Source organism: Aeromonas sp. QDB63 (assembly GCF_027707425.1).
Taxonomy (GTDB): domain Bacteria; phylum Pseudomonadota; class Gammaproteobacteria; order Enterobacterales; family Aeromonadaceae; genus Aeromonas; species Aeromonas caviae.
Map to the genome: position 1 here is coordinate 57729 of NZ_JAPCIS010000005.1, position 18906 is coordinate 76634.

Below are 18906 nucleotides of genomic sequence, written 5' to 3' on the forward strand. Positions count from 1 at the left end.
TCAGTGCCGGCACATTAACGTTGCAGATCATCTTCCACCTCCAGCTCCAGCTGCTCTTCGTCCAGATCCTCTTCGATATCCTCGAACAGGGAATCGCTGCTCGGCATCTCGTCGTCGTGGAAAATGGCCTCCCCTTCCTGGATCATCCGCAGTTGCACCGCGCGAGGATCCTCGTCGGAGCGCACATCGGCGGCGAAGCGGAACACGGACTCGTTGACCCGGAATTTGTCGCTGTTGCCAAGGGGGGTGATCATCCCGAGGCGCTTGAGGCGACGCATGGAGGTGCGGATCTTCTCGAGGAGCTTCTTCTTGTCCAGATCCGTGCCGCCGGAGCGGCTGTTGACCATGCGCAGCAGTTGCTTCTCGTCCGCCAGACTCAGCACCTCTTCTTGCAGCTCGCCCATGGCGAACACCCCTTCAGAGGCGAGCCTGTCCGGGCTCAGGAAGAGGTAGCAGAGCACCTTGCCCACCAGCATATCGAGCTCAGATAACACTGTTGTTCCGATGTCTGCGCTCGGGCGCGGACGCAGGTAGAAGAAGCCTTCCGGCGCCTTGATGAGTTCCACCTGATAGCGGCCGTAGAAGATCTCCAGCTCCTGGTGGTACTCCACCAGGGCCGAGTGCTGCTCGAATTCGTCGGCACTGATGTGGCGACCGGAGCGCAGGGCGGTGTCGATGCGCGGAAACAAGGGGTTGGCGATGGCCTCTGCGAGACGCAGGGGCAAGGGGAATTCAGTATTGATCGATGACATAGGCCTGAACCTTGGATCCAGCTTGGTTGATGGGTTTCCATGCGGGTTGGCGGTGGTGCTCGCGCTCACCGCTGGCATGGCCGAGACGCACGGCCTGATCGATCAGGAGGCGCGCCACGTCGAAGTGGGCATGAGCCGGGTAGTCCAGCAGGTATTCCCGCAGCACGTCGGCAAGATCCAGCCGATCTCCCTGCTCCGGGTAGCGGGCCAGGTAGCGCTCGATGCGCTCCGCCAGCTCCTGGTTGATGTCCACCATCTCTACGTACTCCATCTCGAGGGGCACCTCGCCGGTCACCTCCTCGTCGTGGATGGCGATGGTTTCATCCCGCAGCTCCAGCAGACGGGGCTCCTCGGCCACGCGCAGCAGCCAGTTGTGCTGCTCGAAGTTGCGGATGGATTCCCGCAGCCGCTGGCTGAAGGCGCGGTTCTTGTCCATGTCGATGGCGTTGCGGATGAACTTGTGAACGTGCCTGTCATAACGGGACCAGAGCTCGATGCACTGCTGGCCCCAGGCGGTGATGACGTCCAGACGCCCCTGCAGGGCGTGGGTCAGCTCCTCGACGTGGAACAGATCATCACGCCCCTGGGCCGCTTCCTGAATGTTGAGCAGCCCCGCCTGCAGGCGGTGGCCGGCGGCGTCCAGGGTGTCCTGCAACTCGCGCAGGGTCTGGCCGGTCTCGTGCAGGAGCTTCTCGCAGCTGTGGATGGCATCGACCCAGTTCTGGGTCAGCAGGGCCGCGATCTCGCTCTTGACCTGGTTTTGCTGCTCGTCCATGGCGCGCTGGGTGAGATCGATGCGCCCGAGCGTCTCTTCCAAGGAGAAGGAGAGGCGCGGCAGCACCTCGGCGTCCCACTGCTCCCGGGTGTTGGTCTCGAGCGCCGCCTTGCGGGCGGTGTCGAGCTCGGCCGCCAGGTGCTCGAGCAGGATGGAGAGCTTGATGGAGTCCACCTGGCGCTGATCCATGAAGAAATCGACGATGCTCATGCCAAGGCGCGACAGGCGGTAGAGGCTCTCCCCCGCCACCATGTCGGTGGTGAAACGCGACAGCAGTTGCTGACGAATGAGATCGTTGATGGCGTTGTTGGCGCGACCGGTGAGGGTCTCGTCCATCTGGCCGAAGGCACTGCTGACATAGCCAAAGGCATCGTGCAGCGCGGCCTCCGAGAGATCAGACTCGTCCTCGGAGAGCGTCTTGATCGCTATCAGAAAGGCCAGCCTGTCGGTGGGGAGGTTCAGCGCCAACCCCTCCTGTCTGACCCATCCCACCGTCTCTGGCAGGGTACGGGATGTACTCATCATGACGTTATCATCTCGTTGTTATAGTCGGCAGGTCTTTGCCTGCCGTGGTGATATAGGCCGGGGTCGGTGGCGCCCCGGCGGCTGGATCCCGCATCGTATTCATGCCGGTGGGGCTCAACCGGCCGGTTTCTGGGCCATCACATGGATGTAGCGCCCCAGGGAAACAAAGGGCTCCTGGCGGCAATATTGCTGCTCCATGGCCAGCAGGTCCTCGAACTTCTCGACCTGATCCTGCTTGTGGCGCATGTAGTCGTGGATGACACGCACCCCGGTCTTGCCGATGATCCGCAATCCCCCCCGGCCTATCCAGTCATAGACCTGCTCCGGCAACTGGGGATTGGTGGGTGTCAGGGCTGTCTGGCGTTTCTTGCGAAGGCCCAGGCGCACATAGTCAAAATTGCCCACCACCAGGCTCTGGAACAGGAGGCCGTGACGATTGTAAAAAAGCAGCGACAGTATGCCCCCAGCCTTGACGAAAGGGAACAGACCCAGCAAGGTCTGGCGCGGCTCGGCGAGCCACTCCAGTACCGCGTGACAGAGCACCAGATCGAAGGTGCCGGTCACGTGTTGCTTGAGCTCCTGAATGGGGCAATGGATGAGACGAATTCTGTCTTCCAAGCCCTTCTGGGCGATCTGCTCCCGGGCCAGATCCAGCATTTCTGCCGACAAATCGCACAGCTCCACCTGATGGCCCATGGCCGCCAGTTTCTGGGCGAAGTAGCCAAAGCCGCCGCCGGCATCCAGGATGCGCAGCGGCCGGTTGCCCAGGCGCGCCAGGCAGGCTTCGATGTCACTCCAGACAATGGTGGTGCGAATGCGCCCCTTGGTGGAGTCGTAAATGTTGCGAGCGAACTTGTCCGCGCGCCCGTCAAAACTCTGATCTTGCTTCAAGACACACTCATCTTCGACCGCCCCGCCATGAGGGCCGCAGGAGGAACCACACAGGATTGGGCCACAGGAAAAAAGAGGGGTATTCTGTCACATCCCGAATTTGCTGAAAACTCAAGGACGTGTCTGTCGTGTTCGAGCTCAACTTCTTTGTCATCAAGAAATGGCTGGGCCATCTGTTGATGCCGCTCCCCTTCTCTCTCTCCTTGTTGGTGCTGGCGCTCGTGCTGCTCTGGTTCACCCGCTTTCAAAAAAGCGGCAGGCTGCTGGCGACCCTCTCCTTGGTGATCATCGCCCTGATGGGGACGCGGCCGGTGAGCTACGAGCTGGCCCGCAGCCTGGAGCAGACCTATCCCCCCTTCGAGGTGAGCCAGCATCCTGACATCCAGGCCATCGTCGTGCTGGGCAACGGTCATGTGAGCGATCCGGCCATCCCAGAGCGCGCCTGGCAAAACAACATCTCCCTGGCGCGCACCCTGGAAGGGGTTCGCCTGGCTCTGGCCTATCCAGAGGCCGAGCTGGTTTTCTCCGGCGCAGTGGCCGGGGATCCCCTGTCGAACGCCGAGGTCAACGCCCGCATGGCGGCCAGCCTTGGCATCCCGCGTGCGCGCATGACGTTGTTTGAAAACAACAAAGACACCCATGACGAGGCGGTCAGCATCGCCGCCCACCTCAACGGCAAGCGGGTGGCGCTGGTGAGTTCGGCCACCCACCTGCCCCGGGCCATGGCTCTCTATCGCAGTCAGGGACTCGATGCGGTGCCGGCTCCCACCGATTACACCGCCAAGCAGAGTCAGGAGCTGCAACCCCTCTACAGCTACCTCCCCAAGGGGCGTTATCTGATGTATTCCGAGGCTGCCATTCACGAGTGGATTGGGGTATGGTGGGCCCGTTTGCGTGGGCAGGTCACCGAGTGAGCAATCGCGCCTTGCATTCCTGATTTGGATCAGGAAAGCGAAAAAAAATTACGTCATTTGCCGCCGGGTCAGCTATCTTGGGCTCGGTTCAATTCATATAATGTTGCGCAATCAAATGCCTAGGAGATATAGAAGATGAGACAGCACCTGGTAATGGGTAACTGGAAACTGAACGGCACCAAGGCTTCTGTAGAAGCCCTGATCAAAGGACTGACCCCGGCCGCTGCCGCTCATCCTTCCGTGCAAGTGGCCGTCTGCCCGCCGGTTATCTTTTTGGGTCTGGTTGAACAGCTGACCGCTGGCAGCAAGATCGCCTACGGTGCCCAGAACGCCGACGTTCACGAGTCCGGCGCCTTCACCGGCGAAAACGCCCCCTCCATGCTCAAAGCCTTCGGCTGCACCTACTCCCTGGTCGGTCACAGCGAGCGTCGTACCCTGCACGCAGAGACCGACGACGTGGTGGCTGCCAAGTACGAAGCCATCCAGAAGGGCGGCCTGATCCCCGTGCTGTGCATCGGTGAAACCCTGGCCCAGTTCGAAGCCGGTACCACCAACCAGGTGGTCGAGACCCAGCTCAAGGCCGTGATCGATCGCTGCGGCATCGCCTCCTTCGAGAACGCCGTCATCGCTTACGAGCCGGTATGGGCCATCGGCACCGGCAAGACCGCCACCCCGGAGATCGCACAATCCGTGCATGCTCACATCCGTCAATACCTGGCCGGTTTTGATGCAGCCGTGGCTGCCAAGGTACAGATCCTGTACGGCGGCTCCGTGACTGGCGCCACCGCTGCCGACCTGTTCGGCCAGCCGGACATCGACGGTGGCCTGGTGGGTGGCGCGTCCCTGAAAGTGGACGACTTCTCCCAGATCATCGCTGGCGCCGCCAAGTAAGCGCCAAGCAAAGAGGGGCCCCGCCCCTCTTTGCATATCGCTTTCCTATGGACCCTCTCGCCATAGGAAAGCCGATATAGTAAAAGCGGCCAGCCGTATTTTTCAGAATCTTGATTTTCGACAACTCAGATCCAGAGGCACTCATGACCAAACAAATCAAACGTATTGGTGTTTTGACCAGTGGTGGTGACGCACCGGGTATGAACGCAGCCATCCGCGCCGTGGTGCGCGCCGGTCTGCATCATGGCCTGGAAGTTTACGGCATCTATGATGGCTACCTCGGTCTGCACCAGGACCGTATCGTCAAGCTCGAGCGTCACAGCGTTTCCGACGTTGTGAACCGTGGCGGTACATTCCTCGGCTCCGCCCGTTTCCCCGCCTTCAAGGATCCGAAAGTCCGTGCCGAAGCGGTCGAAAACCTGAAGAAACACGGCATCGATGCCCTGGTGGTCATCGGCGGTGACGGCTCCTACATGGGTGCCAAGAAGCTGACCGAAGAGGGCTTCCCCTGCATCGGCCTGCCGGGCACCATCGACAACGACATCGCCGGTACCGACTTCACCATCGGCTTTGACACCGCCCTGAACGTGGTCGTGGACGCCATTGACCGCCTGCGCGACACCTGCAGCTCCCACCACCGCATCTCCGTGGTCGAGATCATGGGCCGCCACTGCGGCGATCTGGCCATGTCTGCCGCTGTTGCCGGTGGTGCCGAGTACGTGATCGTGCCGGAAGTGGCCTTCGACAAGGAGAAGCTGCTGCAACAGATCAAGGAAGGGGAAGCCAAGGGCAAGAAGCACGCCATCATCACCATCTGCGAGCACGTCACCGACGTCAACGCCCTGGCAAAAGACATCGAGGCCATGACCGGCCGCGAAACCCGCGCCACCATCCTGGGTCACATCCAGCGTGGCGGTTCTCCCACTGCCCGTGACCGTATCATGTCCAGCCGCATGGGTGCCTTCGCCGTCGAGCAACTGCTGGCGGGCCAGGGTGGCCGCTGCGTCGGCATTCAGGGCAACGAGATGGTGCACCACGACATCATCGACTGCATCGAGAACCTGAAGCGCCCGTTCAACCAGGAGCTGTACGATCTCTCCACCACCCTGTTCTAAAGGCTGTGGTCTGACAAAAAACCCTCCTCTGGAGGGTTTTTTTATGCGGGCTCCTCACCCCCTCCTCCCTCTGCGGGGGCCCGGCTATCCACTGGCCACTGTCGCCATGTCTTACCCCTTGCCCGGCGGCCCTGAGCCTCTGACCCCACGACCTTCTCCTTTACTTCTTTCCCCCGCTTTTCTGCTTGCTCACCTTGTTCGCGACGGGTCTGGATAAAGGTCTTGGTGCCGCAGAGCCACGGCCCTGCGCCAGGCCTCACCTGCCCTTCATCCCATCACACTGGCGCCATATAGCCACCCGGGTGGGCCGACGATCTCTCCCGCTTCCCCTGCGCGCGGGCCCGGTGGCTCGCCCCCCAAGAAAACAGCGAAAAACGGGGCTTCCGGCCACCCAAGGCCCCATGAAGGTCAAACCCCCATTTTCCCGCCTTACCCCTTCCCTTCCATGCTCCTTTGACGGCCCTTTTGTCGTTTTTCCGTACTCTTTTTGCACCCAGCCTGTTTGGGATGAGCAGAAAATTGAGGCTTCATCGGATAACCCTGGCTGGCAACAGCCTTGCAGACTGAGGTTAGGGCACAAGTCGTGAGAAAACATGACATGGGATGACAAAATCTGGCTAGCAGCCACCAACCTCCCTATGGCGACATCAATCTGCGCATCCCGCAGGCCATTTTGCTGCTGAAAAATGGAGATCACCACAAAAACTCCAATCGGAACCACCAAAGAGAGCGTCATAAAAATAACATAACTCAATGTATTTAAAGGCTTTATATGCATCCACTTTCACTGGCATCACCATAAAACCCTTCACAGGACAAAAAACGCCCTTAAACTTGGAAAAATGCAGCCGCATTCCACCACCAAACCATTTTTGCCTCATAATTACATTTTTCGTTGTTTTATCGTTCTGTTGTGGTATCTTGGTTCCATCATGAGCCAACCAAGGGAGATAAAATCATGAAAGAGTTCGTAGTTACCGCCGTTTTCACCGTGTTTTTCACTCTGGTTGCCGTCTCCATGCCGTCGCTGGCACAGCTCTAAGTAGGCCAATCAGCCATCTGCCACCTCTGCCCCAGAGGGGCGGTTCAAAAAACAGACTGCAACATGGGTTTTTGACGCGCCCTGGCAAAGGATGATGCCAAGCCATCATTGAGCGCTATCTGCGCACACAAAACGACCTCGTCGACATCCATGCCATCTTTCAAGGGGAGCCCGGGCTCCCCTTGTCGCATCTCCCCCTGCGGGATTTACTCTTGTCCCCCTGCCCGTCACAATGGCCGCTGGATTTGCTACGCAGGAACCACCATGACTCAGGATGCCTTGCGCCACTGGCGCCGCGACCTTCATCGTCACCCCGAAGCCGCCTGGTGTGAATTTCGCACCACCACCCTCATAGCCCAACACCTCACTGAACTCGGTTTCTCCATCATGCTGGGGGATCAACTGCTCGCCAGCACCCTCATCATGGGACGGGAAATAGACGTCGAGGCCCAGAAGGCCCGTGCCCTGTACCAGGGGGCGCATCCGGAGTGGCTGACGCGGATCGACGCACTCACCGGCGTGATGGGACTCTGGGAGAGCGGGCGCCCCGGCCCCACCCTGGCGTTTCGCTTCGATATCGATGCGGTGGAGGTCGAAGAGAGCCAGGAGGTGTCACACCTGCCCGGCCAGGGAGGCTGGCACTCCGCCAACCCGGGCTGGATGCACGCCTGTGCCCACGATGGTCACACCGCCATCGGGCTGGTGCTGGCCGAGCGGATCGCGGCCCTCGCCGATCGCCTCACTGGCCGCATCAAGCTCTTCTTCCAGCCGGCTGAAGAGGGCTGCCGAGGCGGCAAGGCGCTGGCGGCAGGGGGGCAGCTCGACGACGTGGACGCTCTGCTGGCACTGCACATCGGCATTCACGCGAGCAGCGGTGAGCTGGTGGTCAACCCCACCGAGTTTCTCTGTTCAACCAAATTCGACGTGGAGTTCATGGGGCAAGCCGCCCATGCGGGGCTCGAGCCCAACGCAGGCCACAATGCCCTGGCGGCGGCCTGCATGGCCACCACCGCCATGCTCGGCATTCCCCGCCATCGGGATGGCATGACCCGCATCAACGTGGGGCAGCTCAACGGCGGCAGTGGACGCAACGTCATCCCGGGCCATGCCCGCCTGATGGGGGAGACCCGTGGCGCGACGCCGGCCCTCAACGACTACATGTTCAATCAGGTGCAGCAGATTGTGGAGGGGGCGGCCCTGATGCAGGGCGCGACCTACCACATCCGCAAACAGGGGGAAGCGATCGGCATCGAGAACAGCCCAGCCCTCATCGAGGAAATCGTGCCTCTCGCACAGGGGAATTCCCTTGATACCATCCACACCCGCCGCTTCGGGGCCAGCGAGGATGCCGGTTTCCTCATCGAGCGGGTACAGCAGCACGGCGGCGAAGCCGCCTATCTCATCCTGGGAGCCAACCTCGCGGCCCCCCACCATCATCCGGAGTTCGACTTCGACGAAGCCGTGCTGGCCCCCGGAGTGGCCTTGCTGGAGGCCTGGCTGCTCGCCCGCCTCGGCCGCTAGCAGACGCCGGATGCAAACAAGGCAGCCCATGGGTTGCCTTGTTTTTTTACATCCTTGCGGGCATAGGGGACCTACTCTCCCAGCACGATCGCGCAGAGATGGGCGAAGTGGTGGATCTCGTGGGTCGCCTCGCACGGGCCTGTCTCCCGTCCCGGGTTGTACCAGCAGGTGGCAAGCCCCTGGGCGGCGGCACCGGCGATGTCGGTCTTGGGATTGTCCCCCACCATCAACACCCGCGCCGGGCTCGGCTGACCCATCTGCGCCAAGGCATGCTGGAAGATGGCCGCCGCCGGCTTGGTCACCTGCACCTCGTCAGAGATAACGAGAGGCTCAAACCAGCTGTTCCAGCCCAGTTTGTCGAGGCGCCCGCGCTGGGGCAGGCTGAAGCCGTTGGTGATGATCCCCATTCTGACCTTGCTCTTCAGGGCCTGCAGGGTCTCCTCCACCCCCTCCAGCGGCACGCTCAGGGCGATGATCTGCTGCAGGAAGGTCTCGTTCATCGCCATGGGCGCCACGTTGACCTGCTCGGCAAAGAGCGAAAAACGGGTCTGCTGCAGGTGGGTGGCGTCAATCTCCCCTGAGTTGTACTGCTGCCAGAGCCGCTGGTTGAGGGCATGGTACTCCGCCATCTTGGGGGGAGTCGGCGCCACGCCGTAGATCTGCAGGGTCCGCTCCAGCGCCCTGGCGACCGGAAAATCGAGCAGGGTTTTGTCCAGATCGAACAGCACCCAGTCATAGCTTGCTTGTTTCACGCTTGTCCTTATTGATTGTGCTTGGCCACGTTGTCATGCGTCGGGCGCCCCCATCCCCAGAGGGCTGTCGAGCAGGGTCAGGGTCAACCTGACACCAAAGCCGGTTACCTCGCTGCCCACCACGCCATTGCCCCCCTTGTTGCGAAAACCACTCAGGTCGAGGTGCAACCAGGGAAGCTCGGCGGGCACGAAGCGCGTGAGAAAACGGGCGGCATCGATGTGATCCGGGGAGGCGCCCGGCGCGCACTGTAACAGATCGGCCCACTCGCTATCGAGGTTGTCATCGTAATCCTCGTCTAGGGGGAAGGGCCAGACTCGCTCCCCGCTCTGCTGGCCCAGCGCTATCAGAGTGGTGAGCCACTCGGGGCGGTTGGAGAAGGCACCGCTGTAACGGCTGCCGAGCGCCCGTTTGCAGGCGCCAGTCAGGGTGGCGTAGTCGATCAGCAAGTCGGGGTTGTCCCCGGCCGCCAGGGTCAGGGCATCCGCCAGTACCATGCGACCCTCGGCATCGGTGTCCACCACTTCGATGGTGGTGCCGTTGAGGGCGGTCACCACCTCACCGGGCCGGAAGGCCTGCGGGCCGATGTGGTTCTCGGCGATGGCGAGCCAGCAGTGCACCTCAACGGGGAGTTTCGCCCGGCTGATGGCCAGCAGCGTGCCAAGGGCCACCGCGCTGCCCCCCATGTCCAGGTGCATGCCATACATGCTGCCACCGACTTTCAGGTTGTAGCCACCGGAGTCGTGACAGATCCCCTTGCCCACCAGCGCGAGGCGGCGCACCGGGTTGGCCGGGCAGTAGCTGAGCCTGACGATGGCGGCCTGACCGTTTGCCGAGCCCCTGGCCACCGCCAGGAAGGCGCCGGCGCCCAGGGTGGCGAGGGCCGCCTCGTCAAACTCCTGCCACTGCCACCCCTCCTGCTGCGCCAGTTGCTGCACAAAAGCCCGGTAGCCTTGGGCGTCAAGCTCGGAGGCGGGCAGCACTGCCAGGTGGCGAGCCAGACCGTTGCCTTCGGCTTCTGCGCTCAGGCGGGCCATGTCCAGCTCGCAAGGGGGGGAAAGTTGCAACTGCTGATAACCCGGTCTTGTCGCCTCACTCCGTTTCTGGGTCGGCAGGGTCACATCGGCGGCGAGCAGGCAGGCGAGCACCACCCTTGCCAGTTGCGCGCGATGCTCATCGTCAAAGCCCTCCAGATGGAGCGCCAGGTGCGTCGCCTTGAGGCCCGCCAGCGAGCCCACCCAGCTGCGCACCTGCTTGTAGAGCCGATGATCCAGGACCGGGCGGGCATCCATGAAGATCACCCGTTGCAGCCCCTGACTGTCGTCAAGGGAATAGGGGGCCTTCTGACCCAGGGCTATCTGGGTTGCCACGGCGGCAAAGGGAGGCGTCGCCAGCAGGGTATCGCGCGCTGAGTCGGCAATGAGCAGGAGTTTGACGGCAGCCGACCCTGCCATTACTTCGGCGAGGGAGGTGTTCTGCATCGTGATTTGGGGAGAAGAATAGCTAAAAGGGGTCATCACAGGGTGCGGCCTCATCCATGAACAGAAAGCAGGATGATACCGAACAAATGGCGAGAGGGATCGGAAAAACACACATTATTGTGTGCAAGCAACAGATGCTGGAGGTAATCAGAGAGGTAATGCAGAAGAAAATCAGTCAGAAGTTGGTTGCGGGGGCCGGATTTGAACCGACGACCTTCGGGTTATGAGCCCGACGAGCTACCGAGCTGCTCCACCCCGCGTCCGAATNNNTGGTTGCGGGGGCCGGATTTGAACCGACGACCTTCGGGTTATGAGCCCGACGAGCTACCGAGCTGCTCCACCCCGCGTCCGAGGTCGCCCATAATAGGCGCCAACGCTGAGATTGCAAGTAAATATCCTAAAAAAAGTTTATTCGGGGATTAAACCGTCACATACTGCGCTCTTTTGCAACAAATCGCAGTTTTTTCAGGCAGCTAGCGATCTCTTCCCCCTCAGGCCCCTCCCCGCCTTTACCCTCTTTCCCATAAAAAAGCCCGCACGACAAGGTGCGGGCGGGAGAATGCGCCGGGATCAGGCCAGCTGGTGCAACACGCTGGTCGCCGCAATCTGGGCGATGATGAGGCCGCACAGGGTCACGGAGACCACCACGGGGGCCGTCTCCTGCTGACGGTAGATGGGGCTGAACCAGAGCAACAGGGCTGCGACCAGCAGGCCAGCCTGGGTCACTACCCCGGGGATCAGCGGGTCGAGCCCGGCGCTGCTCCCCTGCCAACCCACCAGCACCGCCAGCCAGATAAGACTCAGGATGGCGGAGACGAGCCCCGCCAGGGGCAGCAGCAGATTGAAGGCTTGCAGGCGGTGGCGGGCACGCAGCAGCATCAGGTGGGCAAAGGCCGACCCCAGCAGTACCATCTGCAGCAGGCCGCCGAGCCAGCCCTGGATCTGCATCAGACCCAGCCCGTAGAGGGCGAGCGGCATGGCGGGCAACCACAGCAGGGTGGCGGGGATGGCGCGCTTGCCCTCCAGGCGAGACTGGACCAGGGAGAGCACGATACCGAGCACCAGGGCGGCCCCCCCACTCCAGATGAGCCAGCCCGCAACCTTGGCCTCCACCGCCAGCATCAGAGAGAGCCCGGTGATCACCCAGACCGAGAAGAGCTGGGTAGTGATCCGCGAGCGCTGGCCCGGGCAGAGATCCCCGCGCCACAGGACGAGCCCCACAGCGATCAGGGCCCCCAGGGCCATCAGACCGGTCAGGGGAAAGAGCCAAAAAGGAAGTTGGACGAACATAGGGTCTCCGGCAGCAGTCCGGGTGCGGGTGCACCCATCACAGGGTAAGGAAGGACAAGAGGCAGGGAGTATATCCAAACTCCCTCCGTCTTCCCAACGTCGCCGGTCAGCTTTGTCCCCGGGCAAGGGCAACCACCCGGGCAAACATCTGCTTGAGCACAGGGGGAATGTGCTCGCTGCCGAGGCGCTCCGCCTCCTCCACCACCGCCAGGGCCATGCCTGGCTTGCTGCGATGGTGGATCGCCTTGGCGATGATGCGCCCGGCGTTGAGGGTGGAGCGCCCCCCGACCCCCGCCTCACGCCGGAACACCCCCTCGAACCCGTTCTGGTAGAGGTAGTGCTCTATGTCTGCCGCCGGCAACTGGGTCAGCCGATCCCGCTCGCGCTCCCCCTTGAGCAGGGAGCGAGCGGAACTCGCATACTTGGCACCCGCCTCGTCACCGTCGGTGAGCAGGTGCCACTCTATGCCAAAGTCCCGGGCCACCTTGATGAGAGGAGCCTGGCCGCACTGGGCGAACTCGATGATGCGCACCCCCTCCGCCCGCAGGCTGTAGCCGCAGATCTGGGCCAGCTCCGAGAGCAGCCAGATCTCGGTCTCCCCTTCCACCAGCAACCAGCAGCGGGCAAACATCGACATGGGCCTGTTGATGCGCACATGGAAGGCAATCTTGCGCAGATCGTCGCTGCTGTAGCGCTCCCCTCCCAACTGATGGCAGAGGATGTCCTGCTGGCGGCGCACCAGACGGCGCACCTGATTGAGGGGCAAGGAGGAGAGCAGGTCCCCCGAGTTGGTGGTGAGCAGCTTCTGGCCGGGCAACTGCTCCAGCAGACCCCAGGCCAGGGCCAGCATGGTGGGATGCAGGCGACTCTCGGGGTCTTCCAGCATCAGTATGGGTCTGGCCCCCTCCTCCAGCTCCCGGTTGCCCCGGGCGTGGAGCAGCATGGCCGCCATGCCCGCCATGGCCAGCTGCAGCGCCCGGTTGTCCGCATTGCGCAGCAGCACCTGCAGGTTGCCGGGATTGCGCAGGGTCATGGGGCGATTGACGATATCCCGCTGGCTGCGAGGCTTGTGCTTGATGGGCGCCAGGGCGCTGAAGTAGTGCTCCATCAACTGCTGCACCGCCTGCAGCGCCTCCTTGAGTTCTGGCTCGCCGATGCGCTGGGGCTCATCGGTGAGCTTGCCGGCCAGCTCGTCCAGCCGCTGCTCGCACAGATCCCCCCAGGGCAGCCGCTCGATACCATCCCTGGCGGTACGGGCATCCCGCAGCCTGAACACCGGATTCATGGTGATGAGCAGACGCACCAGCGCCTCGTTGTTGTCGATGGTCAGGCTCTTGCCGATGCCGTCGAGAAAGTCGTGGGTGGTGAGCACGCTGCCATCGTCCTGCAACTCGGCACTGGCACGATAATGCACCCGGTGGAACTTGTCCTTGTGCGGGATCCAGGCCGCCCCGAGGCGGGCCAGACGGCGGGAGTGCTGGCACATCTGGGGACGATACTCGCTGAAGGTGAGCACCAGTTGCAGCGTGCGCGAGGGTTCGAGCTCGGGATCTTCCGGCCGATGAAAATCATCCTGACCAAATTGATAGGGCTCGGCATCCCCCAGCAGGCACCAGAGGGCCCGCAGCAGGCTGGATTTGCCCCAGGCGTTTTCGCCGATGAGCACAGTGGTGTTGTCCAGCCCGAGGGAGAGGCGATTTATTCCGCGAAAACCTTTGACTTCAATGCGTTCCAGAAACATGCGGCCATATCCAGTCCATCCTGATGGCGCAATAGTGGCAAAGTTGCCGGAAAAATCCTATCGGGTTACGGCGTTTTCAGCGGGAACTGTGAGGAACGAGCGGTTCGGGCGGCGTCGGCTGGGTGGCGCGATAGAGGGGGGCATTCCAGTGGTTGAACCAGAGATGGCGAGTACGGGTCTGACGTTTGCGATGATTCAATGGGCATTCCTTTCAATGGACAAGAGACAGAGGGTACACCTCTTTTGCCCAGAGTCTCAGGGTTATCTGTGACAGGAGAATGACAACTGGGCTCGCCACTGGCCCGGGCTCAGGCCGAACGCCTCCCGAAAGCGGTTGCCAAAATGGGCCTGGGAGGAGAAGCCGCACTGGGCGGCGATGCTGGCCAGGGGCTCGCTTCCCGCCAGCAACTGCTTGGCCCGCTTGAGCCGCAGCCCGAGCAGGTAGCGGTGGGGCGGACAGCCCAGGCTCTGCCCGAACATCCGGGCGAAGTGGTATTCGCTCAGACCCGCCTCCCGGGCGAGCTCTCCCAGAGTGACCGGCTCGGCCAGGTGAGCCTGCAGATACTCCTGCACCCGGCGCACCACGGCCGGGGCCAGGCCGCCGCGCACTTCCGGCAGCGCCGGGGCCTCGCGGGTGTGATGGCGATAGGCGTGCAGCATCAGCATCCAGGCACCGTGGGAGAGCGCCATGCGATCGATGCCGTGCTGCCAGTCCAGCTTCATCAATTGCCCCTGCACCAGGGCCACCGCCTGGGGATCGTCGATGAAGGTCTTGTCTTCCAGTTGCAGATGACGCCCCTCCTTGTCACACGCCTGCTCGGCGATGCGGGTGAAGTGGGCGGGGGTGAAGTAGAGGTGGAAGAAGCGAAACTCCTCGCGCACCAACCACTCGGACCTGTGGTGATCCGGCATGATGCACACCTTGCCGGCACCACCATGGCCACCGGGGCCGTCCAGCCGCTCGGTCTGCTCGCCCCCCTGCAGGTAGACGCTGATGGTGTGGTTGCCCGGCTTGTGGTAGCGGGTCTGATCGTAGCGGTTGCACCAGCTCGCCACCCCGAGCCCGGGCTCCAGCCAGCAGGAGTCCTCCAGTCTGGCACCGGTGCTCACCAGGGCATCAAAGACCCCCGCCTGTCTTGTCTGCTGCATGGCATGCTGCACGCTTGCGTCCCTCTCCCGCCCCTTTCCTGTCGCCATCTTATCGCGCCTCATGGTCAAAGGCTGCGCCTCCGTTGAAAAAACCGCAAGATGGTGCAAGCCGGCACCCCGCCTCCCGGTTCATGCTGATCACATCATCTTCTCTTGATGGGATCACACCATGAATCTGATGCTCTATGTTTCCACCGTCCTCATCTGGGGCAGCACCTGGATTGCCATCGCCTGGCAGCTCGGCCCCATCCCCATCGAGGTCTCGGTGCTCTATCGTTTCGCCCTGGCGGCCCTGGCCCTGTTCACCCTGCTCACGGTGAGCGGCAAGTTTCCGCGCCTGCCCTGGGCGGGCCAGCGTTATGCAGCCCTGCTCGGCGCGTTGCTCTTTTCCACCAACTTCCTCTGTTTCTACCACGCCACCCTCTATATCCCGAGCGGTCTGTCGGCGGTGATTTTCGCCAGCGCCAGCATCTTCAACGGCCTCAATCTCTGGCTGTTCGAGGGTAAACGACCGGGCCTGCGCTGGCTGCAAGGATCGTTGCTGGGGCTGCTTGGCACCCTGCTGCTCTTCTGGCCGGTGCTGGCGGATGCGCAACTGGGTGCAAACGGCTGGAAGGGCTTGCTCTTTGCCTGCGCCGGCACTCTCTGCTTCTCCCTGGGCAACCTGGTCTCCGCCCGGGGACAGCGCCAGGGCTATCACGTATTGCAGATGGTACCCTGGGGCATGGTCTACGGCGTGGCGCTGCTGCTGGGCTGGGTCACGGTACTCGGTCAGTCACTCACCCTGCCCACCGACCCGCGCTACCTCGCCGCCATGGTCTATCTGGCCATCTTCGGCTCCGTCATCGCCTTCACCGCCTACCTCACCCTGGTGGGGCGCATCGGTGCCAGCAAGGCGGCCTACGCCACCGTGCTCTTCCCCCTGGTGGCCCTCACCCTCTCCACCTTCTATGAAGGCTTTGTCTGGCAGACGGTCTCCATCGTCGGCGTGGTGGTGAGTCTCATTGGCAACCTGGTGATCTTCGCGCCCCCCGTCAAGGCGTGGCGCTGGCCGCTATCAAGGGCCGCAAACGGTACTTGCCCCTGATGCCACCAGCCCCTAAGGTAACCGCGTCCAACACACGAGGAGGGAGGACGCATGTTACTGGAAGGGCTGGAGACACTCTGCCTGCTGGCAAGCGAGGGCACCATGGCCAAGGTTGCAAGCCGCCTCTATATCAGTCAGTCGGCGGTCAGCAAGCGCATCGCCCAGCTGGAGCAGCGCCTTGGCAAGAAGCTCATCGAGCCGGATGGCCGTCATATCCGCCTCACTCCCCAGGCCCGTGAACTGCTCGCCCGGGTAGCCCCGAGCCTCGCCGAAATGAAGGGGGTGCTGGCGGACAGCCAGATCCTCACGGATCAGACCCCTCTGTCCATCGCCTGCTCCGAAACCCTGTTGGCGGGCTACCTCGCCCGCTTCATGCACGCCTACCTTGAACGGGATCCCCACATTGCCCTCTCTACCCACCACACCCCGGTCATTCTGGACCGGGTGCGCGGCGGGGATGCCCTGCTCGGGATCTGCGCCGGTCGCCTGCCGCCGGGCCATGGGCTGTGTGCCGAACGGCTGCTGGAGGAGCCCTTCTATCTGGTGGGGGACGCTCTGGATGAGGCGGCGCAGCCGGATCACCAGAGCGCCTTGCAAGAAACTGTGACCAGCAAGCAACTGACTGAAGGCGACGTGAGTAAGGGGATGCAGGGCAAGGTGCGCAATATCCTGACCATGGATCTGGAGAACCCCTCCAACCGCTATCTGCGCGAGCCCCTGGCCGCCCTCGGGCTTATCCCCGCCATGGAGCTCGATTCCTACCTGGCACTGATCGAGCTGGCCAAGGCAGGCATTGGCCCCGTGCTCCTGCCCGCCGGCCTGCTGGCGCTGGTGGGTGAGCAGGGGACACAGGCACGCCCCCTGCCGGGACTGGGCCGCCCGCTCCACCTGGTCTATCGGCCAAACAGCCTCAAGCGCGATCGCATTGCCCGCCTGGTGCAGGCGCTGCAAGCCCATTTCCGGCAACTTTCGGCACTGGGCTGAAACGCAAGAGGGCCCGATCTGCGATCGGGCCCTCGTCATGGCGGGTACCGGCTCAGCCCAACCAGGCAAAGAGCTCGGGGTACTGGCTCCACACCAGCTTGGCGGACATCACCAGGGAGACGGTCACCAGCAGCGGCTTGATGAGCTTCACCCCTTTCTTGAGCACCAGCTTGGAGCCCATGCGCGCCCCGATGAACTGCCCCAGCGCCATGCACAGCCCCACGCTCCACACCACCTTGCCCCCCAGGGTGAAGAAGAGCAGAGAAGCGATGTTGGAGGTGAAGTTGAGCAGCTTGGTGTGGGCGGTGGCCCGCGCCATGCCGAAGCCCGCCAGGGCCACGAAACCGATGGCAAAAAACGACCCCGTGCCCGGCCCGAAGAAGCCGTCATAAAAGCCCACGCCCCCTCCCACCAGCAGGGCGAACGCCATGGGGGTGAGGCGGCGCTGGCTCTCCGCATCGCTCACCCTGGGGGAGAAGTAGAAGTAGCAGGCAAACGCCATCAGCAGGAAGGGGAGCAGCCGCTCCAGGATGGCGGCATCGATGGTCTGCACCGCCAGGGTGCCGATGGCCGCCCCGATGAAGGTGCAGATGACAGCCGGCCAGATGATGGCCCACTCAAGGAGCCCCTTGCGGGCATAAAACCAGGTGGCGGAGAAAGAACCGAAACTGCTCTGCAACTTGTTGGTGCCAAGCACCAGGGCCGGCGGCATGCCGGTGGCCAGCAGGGCCGGCACCGTCAAGAGCCCTCCGCCCCCGGCGATGGCATCGATAAAGCCGGCGATGAGGGCCACCCCGAACAGGGCGACCAGGGTGAGCAGTTCCAGTTCCATCCATAGACCTCGTGTGATTGGCGGCGCCCGGCATGGCCTGGAGCCTGAAGGAGTCAACAGGTCGCTATCCTAGCGAGGGCGGGCTCATGAAGCCAACGAAACAATGGCAGCCAACTAATTCCTTATTTTCATTAATCAGCGTGCGAGAGGGCCTGTGCTTTGATAGCCGCCACCCACTGCAACAGGGGCGCTTCATCCTCGCCGGGTGCACGGCTTACCCGGCCAGCCATCTAGCGGCTGCTGATGAGGATTAATCCAGAGCGCGGCTCTGGCCCTTGATGGCCTCCACCCCCTGCAACAGGGGCGCTTCATCAGCACCGGGCGCACGGCTTACCCGGCCAGCCATGTAGCGGCTGCTGATGAGGATTAATCCAGAGCGCGGCTCTGGCCCTTGATGGCCTCCAGCCCCTCCAGCAGGGGCCCTTCATCAGCACCGGGTGCACGGCTAACCCGGCCAGCCATGTAGCGGCTGCTGAAGAGATTGAACCAGAGCTGCAGCGCCTGTCCCGCCCGCAGCTCCCCGGCCACTTCCAGCACGCAGGCGGCCACCTCGGCGGTGCACAGGTGCTCGTCGCTGTGGGCGACGCGCATGCCGTAGGTAGAGAGCGCATCCGGCTTGATGGCGAGCACCGGGAAGCCGTCCAGATAGGGACTCTTGTTGAACATCTTGCGCGCCTCGGGCCAGGTGCCGTCCAGCAGGATGAACAGCGGCTTCTTGCCGGGGGCCAGTACCACCTCGCCGGTCAGGCGGTCGGGCGCTTTCTCGCAGGCGGGAAAGACCAAGTAGGGCTGCCAGGCGGGATCCGCCAGCAGGGCCAGCAGCTCGGGATGGGGTTCGGTACGCGACCAGAGAAAGGCCCAGGTGGAGTCCGGCAGCACGTCGGCGATGAGGCGCCCGGTGTTGGAGGGCTTCATGGGCTCGCTGTCATACATCATGAGGCAGAAACCGGCCTCGGCCTTGAGCGCCGGGCGCCAGTCGCAGGCACACCAGTCGTGGCGCAGCTGGCAGGCATCACAGCGTGGCACGCTGCCGCCACGGGCAAGAAAGGGTCGGGTCGAGACGCTCTTGCGCCAGATGCGCAGGCGGTTGACGGCGTGATCGGGGATGGGCTTCATGGAACGCGGCTCTGACGGTGCCTGTGGCGGGACAAAAGGGGGCTGATTGT

18 protein-coding genes and 2 tRNA genes are annotated in these 18906 nt (G+C 62.9%); 6 read left to right on the forward strand and 14 right to left on the reverse strand.

All coding sequences use genetic code 11. The annotated features are described in order from the left end of the window. Positions 1-14: 14 nt before the first annotated feature. The 3 genes from mukE to cmoM form a co-directional block, all read right to left on the reverse strand. Positions 15-752: a chromosome partition protein MukE gene (mukE, locus tag PG879_RS05270; RefSeq protein WP_029314572.1), complete on the reverse strand. Its 738-nt coding sequence runs from the start codon at positions 750-752 to the stop codon at positions 15-17. Next, positions 733-2052 carry a chromosome partition protein MukF gene (mukF, locus tag PG879_RS05275; protein ID WP_029314574.1) on the reverse strand — a complete coding sequence of 440 codons (1320 nt, stop codon included), beginning with the start codon at positions 2050-2052 and terminating at the stop codon, positions 733-735. Before mukF ends, mukE begins: the two co-directional genes overlap by 20 nt. A gap of 114 nt (positions 2053-2166) precedes the next feature. Continuing rightward, complete coding sequence (gene cmoM, locus PG879_RS05280; protein WP_010674849.1) at positions 2167-2943, reverse strand: tRNA uridine 5-oxyacetic acid(34) methyltransferase CmoM; 777 nt, start codon at positions 2941-2943, stop codon at positions 2167-2169. Between the two features lie 128 nt (positions 2944-3071). Between cmoM and elyC the strand changes: the two genes are divergently transcribed. From elyC to pfkA, 3 genes are all read left to right on the forward strand, one after another. After that, a complete protein-coding gene (gene elyC, locus PG879_RS05285) occupies positions 3072-3857 on the forward strand; it encodes an envelope biogenesis factor ElyC (RefSeq protein ID WP_010674850.1) in 786 nt (261 codons plus the stop codon). Between the two features lie 135 nt (positions 3858-3992). After that, positions 3993-4748 carry a triose-phosphate isomerase gene (tpiA, locus tag PG879_RS05290; protein ID WP_029314576.1) on the forward strand — a complete coding sequence of 252 codons (756 nt, stop codon included), beginning with the start codon at positions 3993-3995 and terminating at the stop codon, positions 4746-4748. Between the two features lie 143 nt (positions 4749-4891). Continuing rightward, a complete protein-coding gene (pfkA, locus tag PG879_RS05295; RefSeq protein ID WP_010674852.1) occupies positions 4892-5863 on the forward strand; it encodes a 6-phosphofructokinase in 972 nt (323 codons plus the stop codon). 647 nt (positions 5864-6510) lie between these two features. Here pfkA and PG879_RS05300 read toward each other — a convergent pair. Next, entirely contained in the window at positions 6511-6744 is a 234-nt protein-coding gene (locus tag PG879_RS05300; protein WP_210538019.1) for a hypothetical protein, read from the reverse strand. 425 nt (positions 6745-7169) lie between these two features. Here PG879_RS05300 and PG879_RS05305 point away from each other — a divergent pair, with 425 nt between their 5' ends. Next, complete coding sequence (locus PG879_RS05305; RefSeq protein WP_010674854.1) at positions 7170-8426, forward strand: amidohydrolase; 1257 nt, start codon at positions 7170-7172, stop codon at positions 8424-8426. A 71-nt stretch (positions 8427-8497) separates the two neighbouring features. Here the strand turns inward: PG879_RS05305 and yjjG are convergent, their stop codons facing one another. The 8 genes from yjjG to PG879_RS05345 form a co-directional block, all read right to left on the reverse strand. Then, complete coding sequence (gene yjjG, locus PG879_RS05310; RefSeq protein ID WP_270829870.1) at positions 8498-9178, reverse strand: pyrimidine 5'-nucleotidase; 681 nt, start codon at positions 9176-9178, stop codon at positions 8498-8500. Positions 9179-9211: 33 nt separating this feature from the next. Then, positions 9212-10696, reverse strand: a complete 1485-nt coding sequence (locus tag PG879_RS05315; RefSeq protein WP_029314577.1) for a M17 family metallopeptidase — start codon at positions 10694-10696, stop codon at positions 9212-9214. Between the two features lie 144 nt (positions 10697-10840). Then, positions 10841-10917, reverse strand: a tRNA-Met gene (locus tag PG879_RS05320). 10 nt (positions 10918-10927) lie between these two features. Beyond that, a tRNA-Met gene (locus PG879_RS05325) sits at positions 10928-11004 on the reverse strand. A 223-nt stretch (positions 11005-11227) separates the two neighbouring features. Further along, the gene (locus PG879_RS05330) at positions 11228-11947 is read right to left on the reverse strand and encodes a hypothetical protein (protein ID WP_010674858.1); all 720 of its coding nucleotides are present in this window, start codon (positions 11945-11947) and stop codon (positions 11228-11230) included. Positions 11948-12053: 106 nt separating this feature from the next. Beyond that, positions 12054-13688, reverse strand: coding sequence for an ATP-dependent endonuclease (locus PG879_RS05335; RefSeq protein ID WP_010674859.1), 1635 nt, complete (start codon positions 13686-13688; stop codon positions 12054-12056). Between the two features lie 76 nt (positions 13689-13764). After that, positions 13765-13887: a hypothetical protein gene (locus tag PG879_RS05340; RefSeq protein WP_256094327.1), complete on the reverse strand. Its 123-nt coding sequence runs from the start codon at positions 13885-13887 to the stop codon at positions 13765-13767. A 62-nt stretch (positions 13888-13949) separates the two neighbouring features. Beyond that, positions 13950-14837 (reverse strand): helix-turn-helix domain-containing protein, encoded by an 888-nt coding sequence (locus tag PG879_RS05345; RefSeq protein WP_029314580.1) that lies wholly within the window; start codon positions 14835-14837, stop codon positions 13950-13952. Between the two features lie 169 nt (positions 14838-15006). On the opposite strand from PG879_RS05345, the gene PG879_RS05350 reads away from it, so the two are divergent. Both PG879_RS05350 and PG879_RS05355 read left to right on the forward strand, forming a co-directional pair. Continuing rightward, complete coding sequence (locus tag PG879_RS05350; protein ID WP_010674861.1) at positions 15007-15924, forward strand: DMT family transporter; 918 nt, start codon at positions 15007-15009, stop codon at positions 15922-15924. Positions 15925-15975: 51 nt separating this feature from the next. Next, positions 15976-16908 (forward strand): LysR family transcriptional regulator, encoded by a 933-nt coding sequence (locus PG879_RS05355; RefSeq protein ID WP_270829871.1) that lies wholly within the window; start codon positions 15976-15978, stop codon positions 16906-16908. Between the two features lie 52 nt (positions 16909-16960). On the opposite strand, the gene PG879_RS05360 is transcribed toward PG879_RS05355, so the two are convergent. Next, entirely contained in the window at positions 16961-17740 is a 780-nt protein-coding gene (locus PG879_RS05360) for a TSUP family transporter (protein ID WP_010674863.1), read from the reverse strand. Positions 17741-18106: 366 nt separating this feature from the next. Next, a complete protein-coding gene (locus PG879_RS05370; protein ID WP_010674865.1) occupies positions 18107-18856 on the reverse strand; it encodes a tRNA-uridine aminocarboxypropyltransferase in 750 nt (249 codons plus the stop codon). Between the last annotated feature and the right edge of the window lie 50 nt (positions 18857-18906).

What these genes read in the sequence shown, in the direction of transcription:
- PG879_RS05350 (WP_010674861.1), top strand. Translation starts at nt 15,007, where the DNA reads ATGAATCTGATGCTCTATGTTTCCACCGTCCTCATCTGGGGCAGCACC.
- PG879_RS05370 (WP_010674865.1), bottom strand. Translation starts at nt 18,856, where the DNA reads ATGAAGCCCATCCCCGATCACGCCGTCAACCGCCTGCGCATCTGGCGC.
- PG879_RS05305 (WP_010674854.1), top strand. Translation starts at nt 7,170, where the DNA reads ATGACTCAGGATGCCTTGCGCCACTGGCGCCGCGACCTTCATCGTCAC.
- PG879_RS05345 (WP_029314580.1), bottom strand. Translation starts at nt 14,837, where the DNA reads ATGCAGCAGACAAGACAGGCGGGGGTCTTTGATGCCCTGGTGAGCACC.
- PG879_RS05330 (WP_010674858.1), bottom strand. Translation starts at nt 11,947, where the DNA reads ATGTTCGTCCAACTTCCTTTTTGGCTCTTTCCCCTGACCGGTCTGATG.
- PG879_RS05335 (WP_010674859.1), bottom strand. Translation starts at nt 13,688, where the DNA reads ATGTTTCTGGAACGCATTGAAGTCAAAGGTTTTCGCGGAATAAATCGC.
- mukF (WP_029314574.1), bottom strand. Translation starts at nt 2,052, where the DNA reads ATGATGAGTACATCCCGTACCCTGCCAGAGACGGTGGGATGGGTCAGA.
- pfkA (WP_010674852.1), top strand. Translation starts at nt 4,892, where the DNA reads ATGACCAAACAAATCAAACGTATTGGTGTTTTGACCAGTGGTGGTGAC.
- PG879_RS05360 (WP_010674863.1), bottom strand. Translation starts at nt 17,740, where the DNA reads ATGGAACTGGAACTGCTCACCCTGGTCGCCCTGTTCGGGGTGGCCCTC.
- mukE (WP_029314572.1), bottom strand. Translation starts at nt 752, where the DNA reads ATGTCATCGATCAATACTGAATTCCCCTTGCCCCTGCGTCTCGCAGAG.
- tpiA (WP_029314576.1), top strand. Translation starts at nt 3,993, where the DNA reads ATGAGACAGCACCTGGTAATGGGTAACTGGAAACTGAACGGCACCAAG.
- PG879_RS05355 (WP_270829871.1), top strand. Translation starts at nt 15,976, where the DNA reads ATGTTACTGGAAGGGCTGGAGACACTCTGCCTGCTGGCAAGCGAGGGC.
- PG879_RS05300 (WP_210538019.1), bottom strand. Translation starts at nt 6,744, where the DNA reads ATGAGGCAAAAATGGTTTGGTGGTGGAATGCGGCTGCATTTTTCCAAG.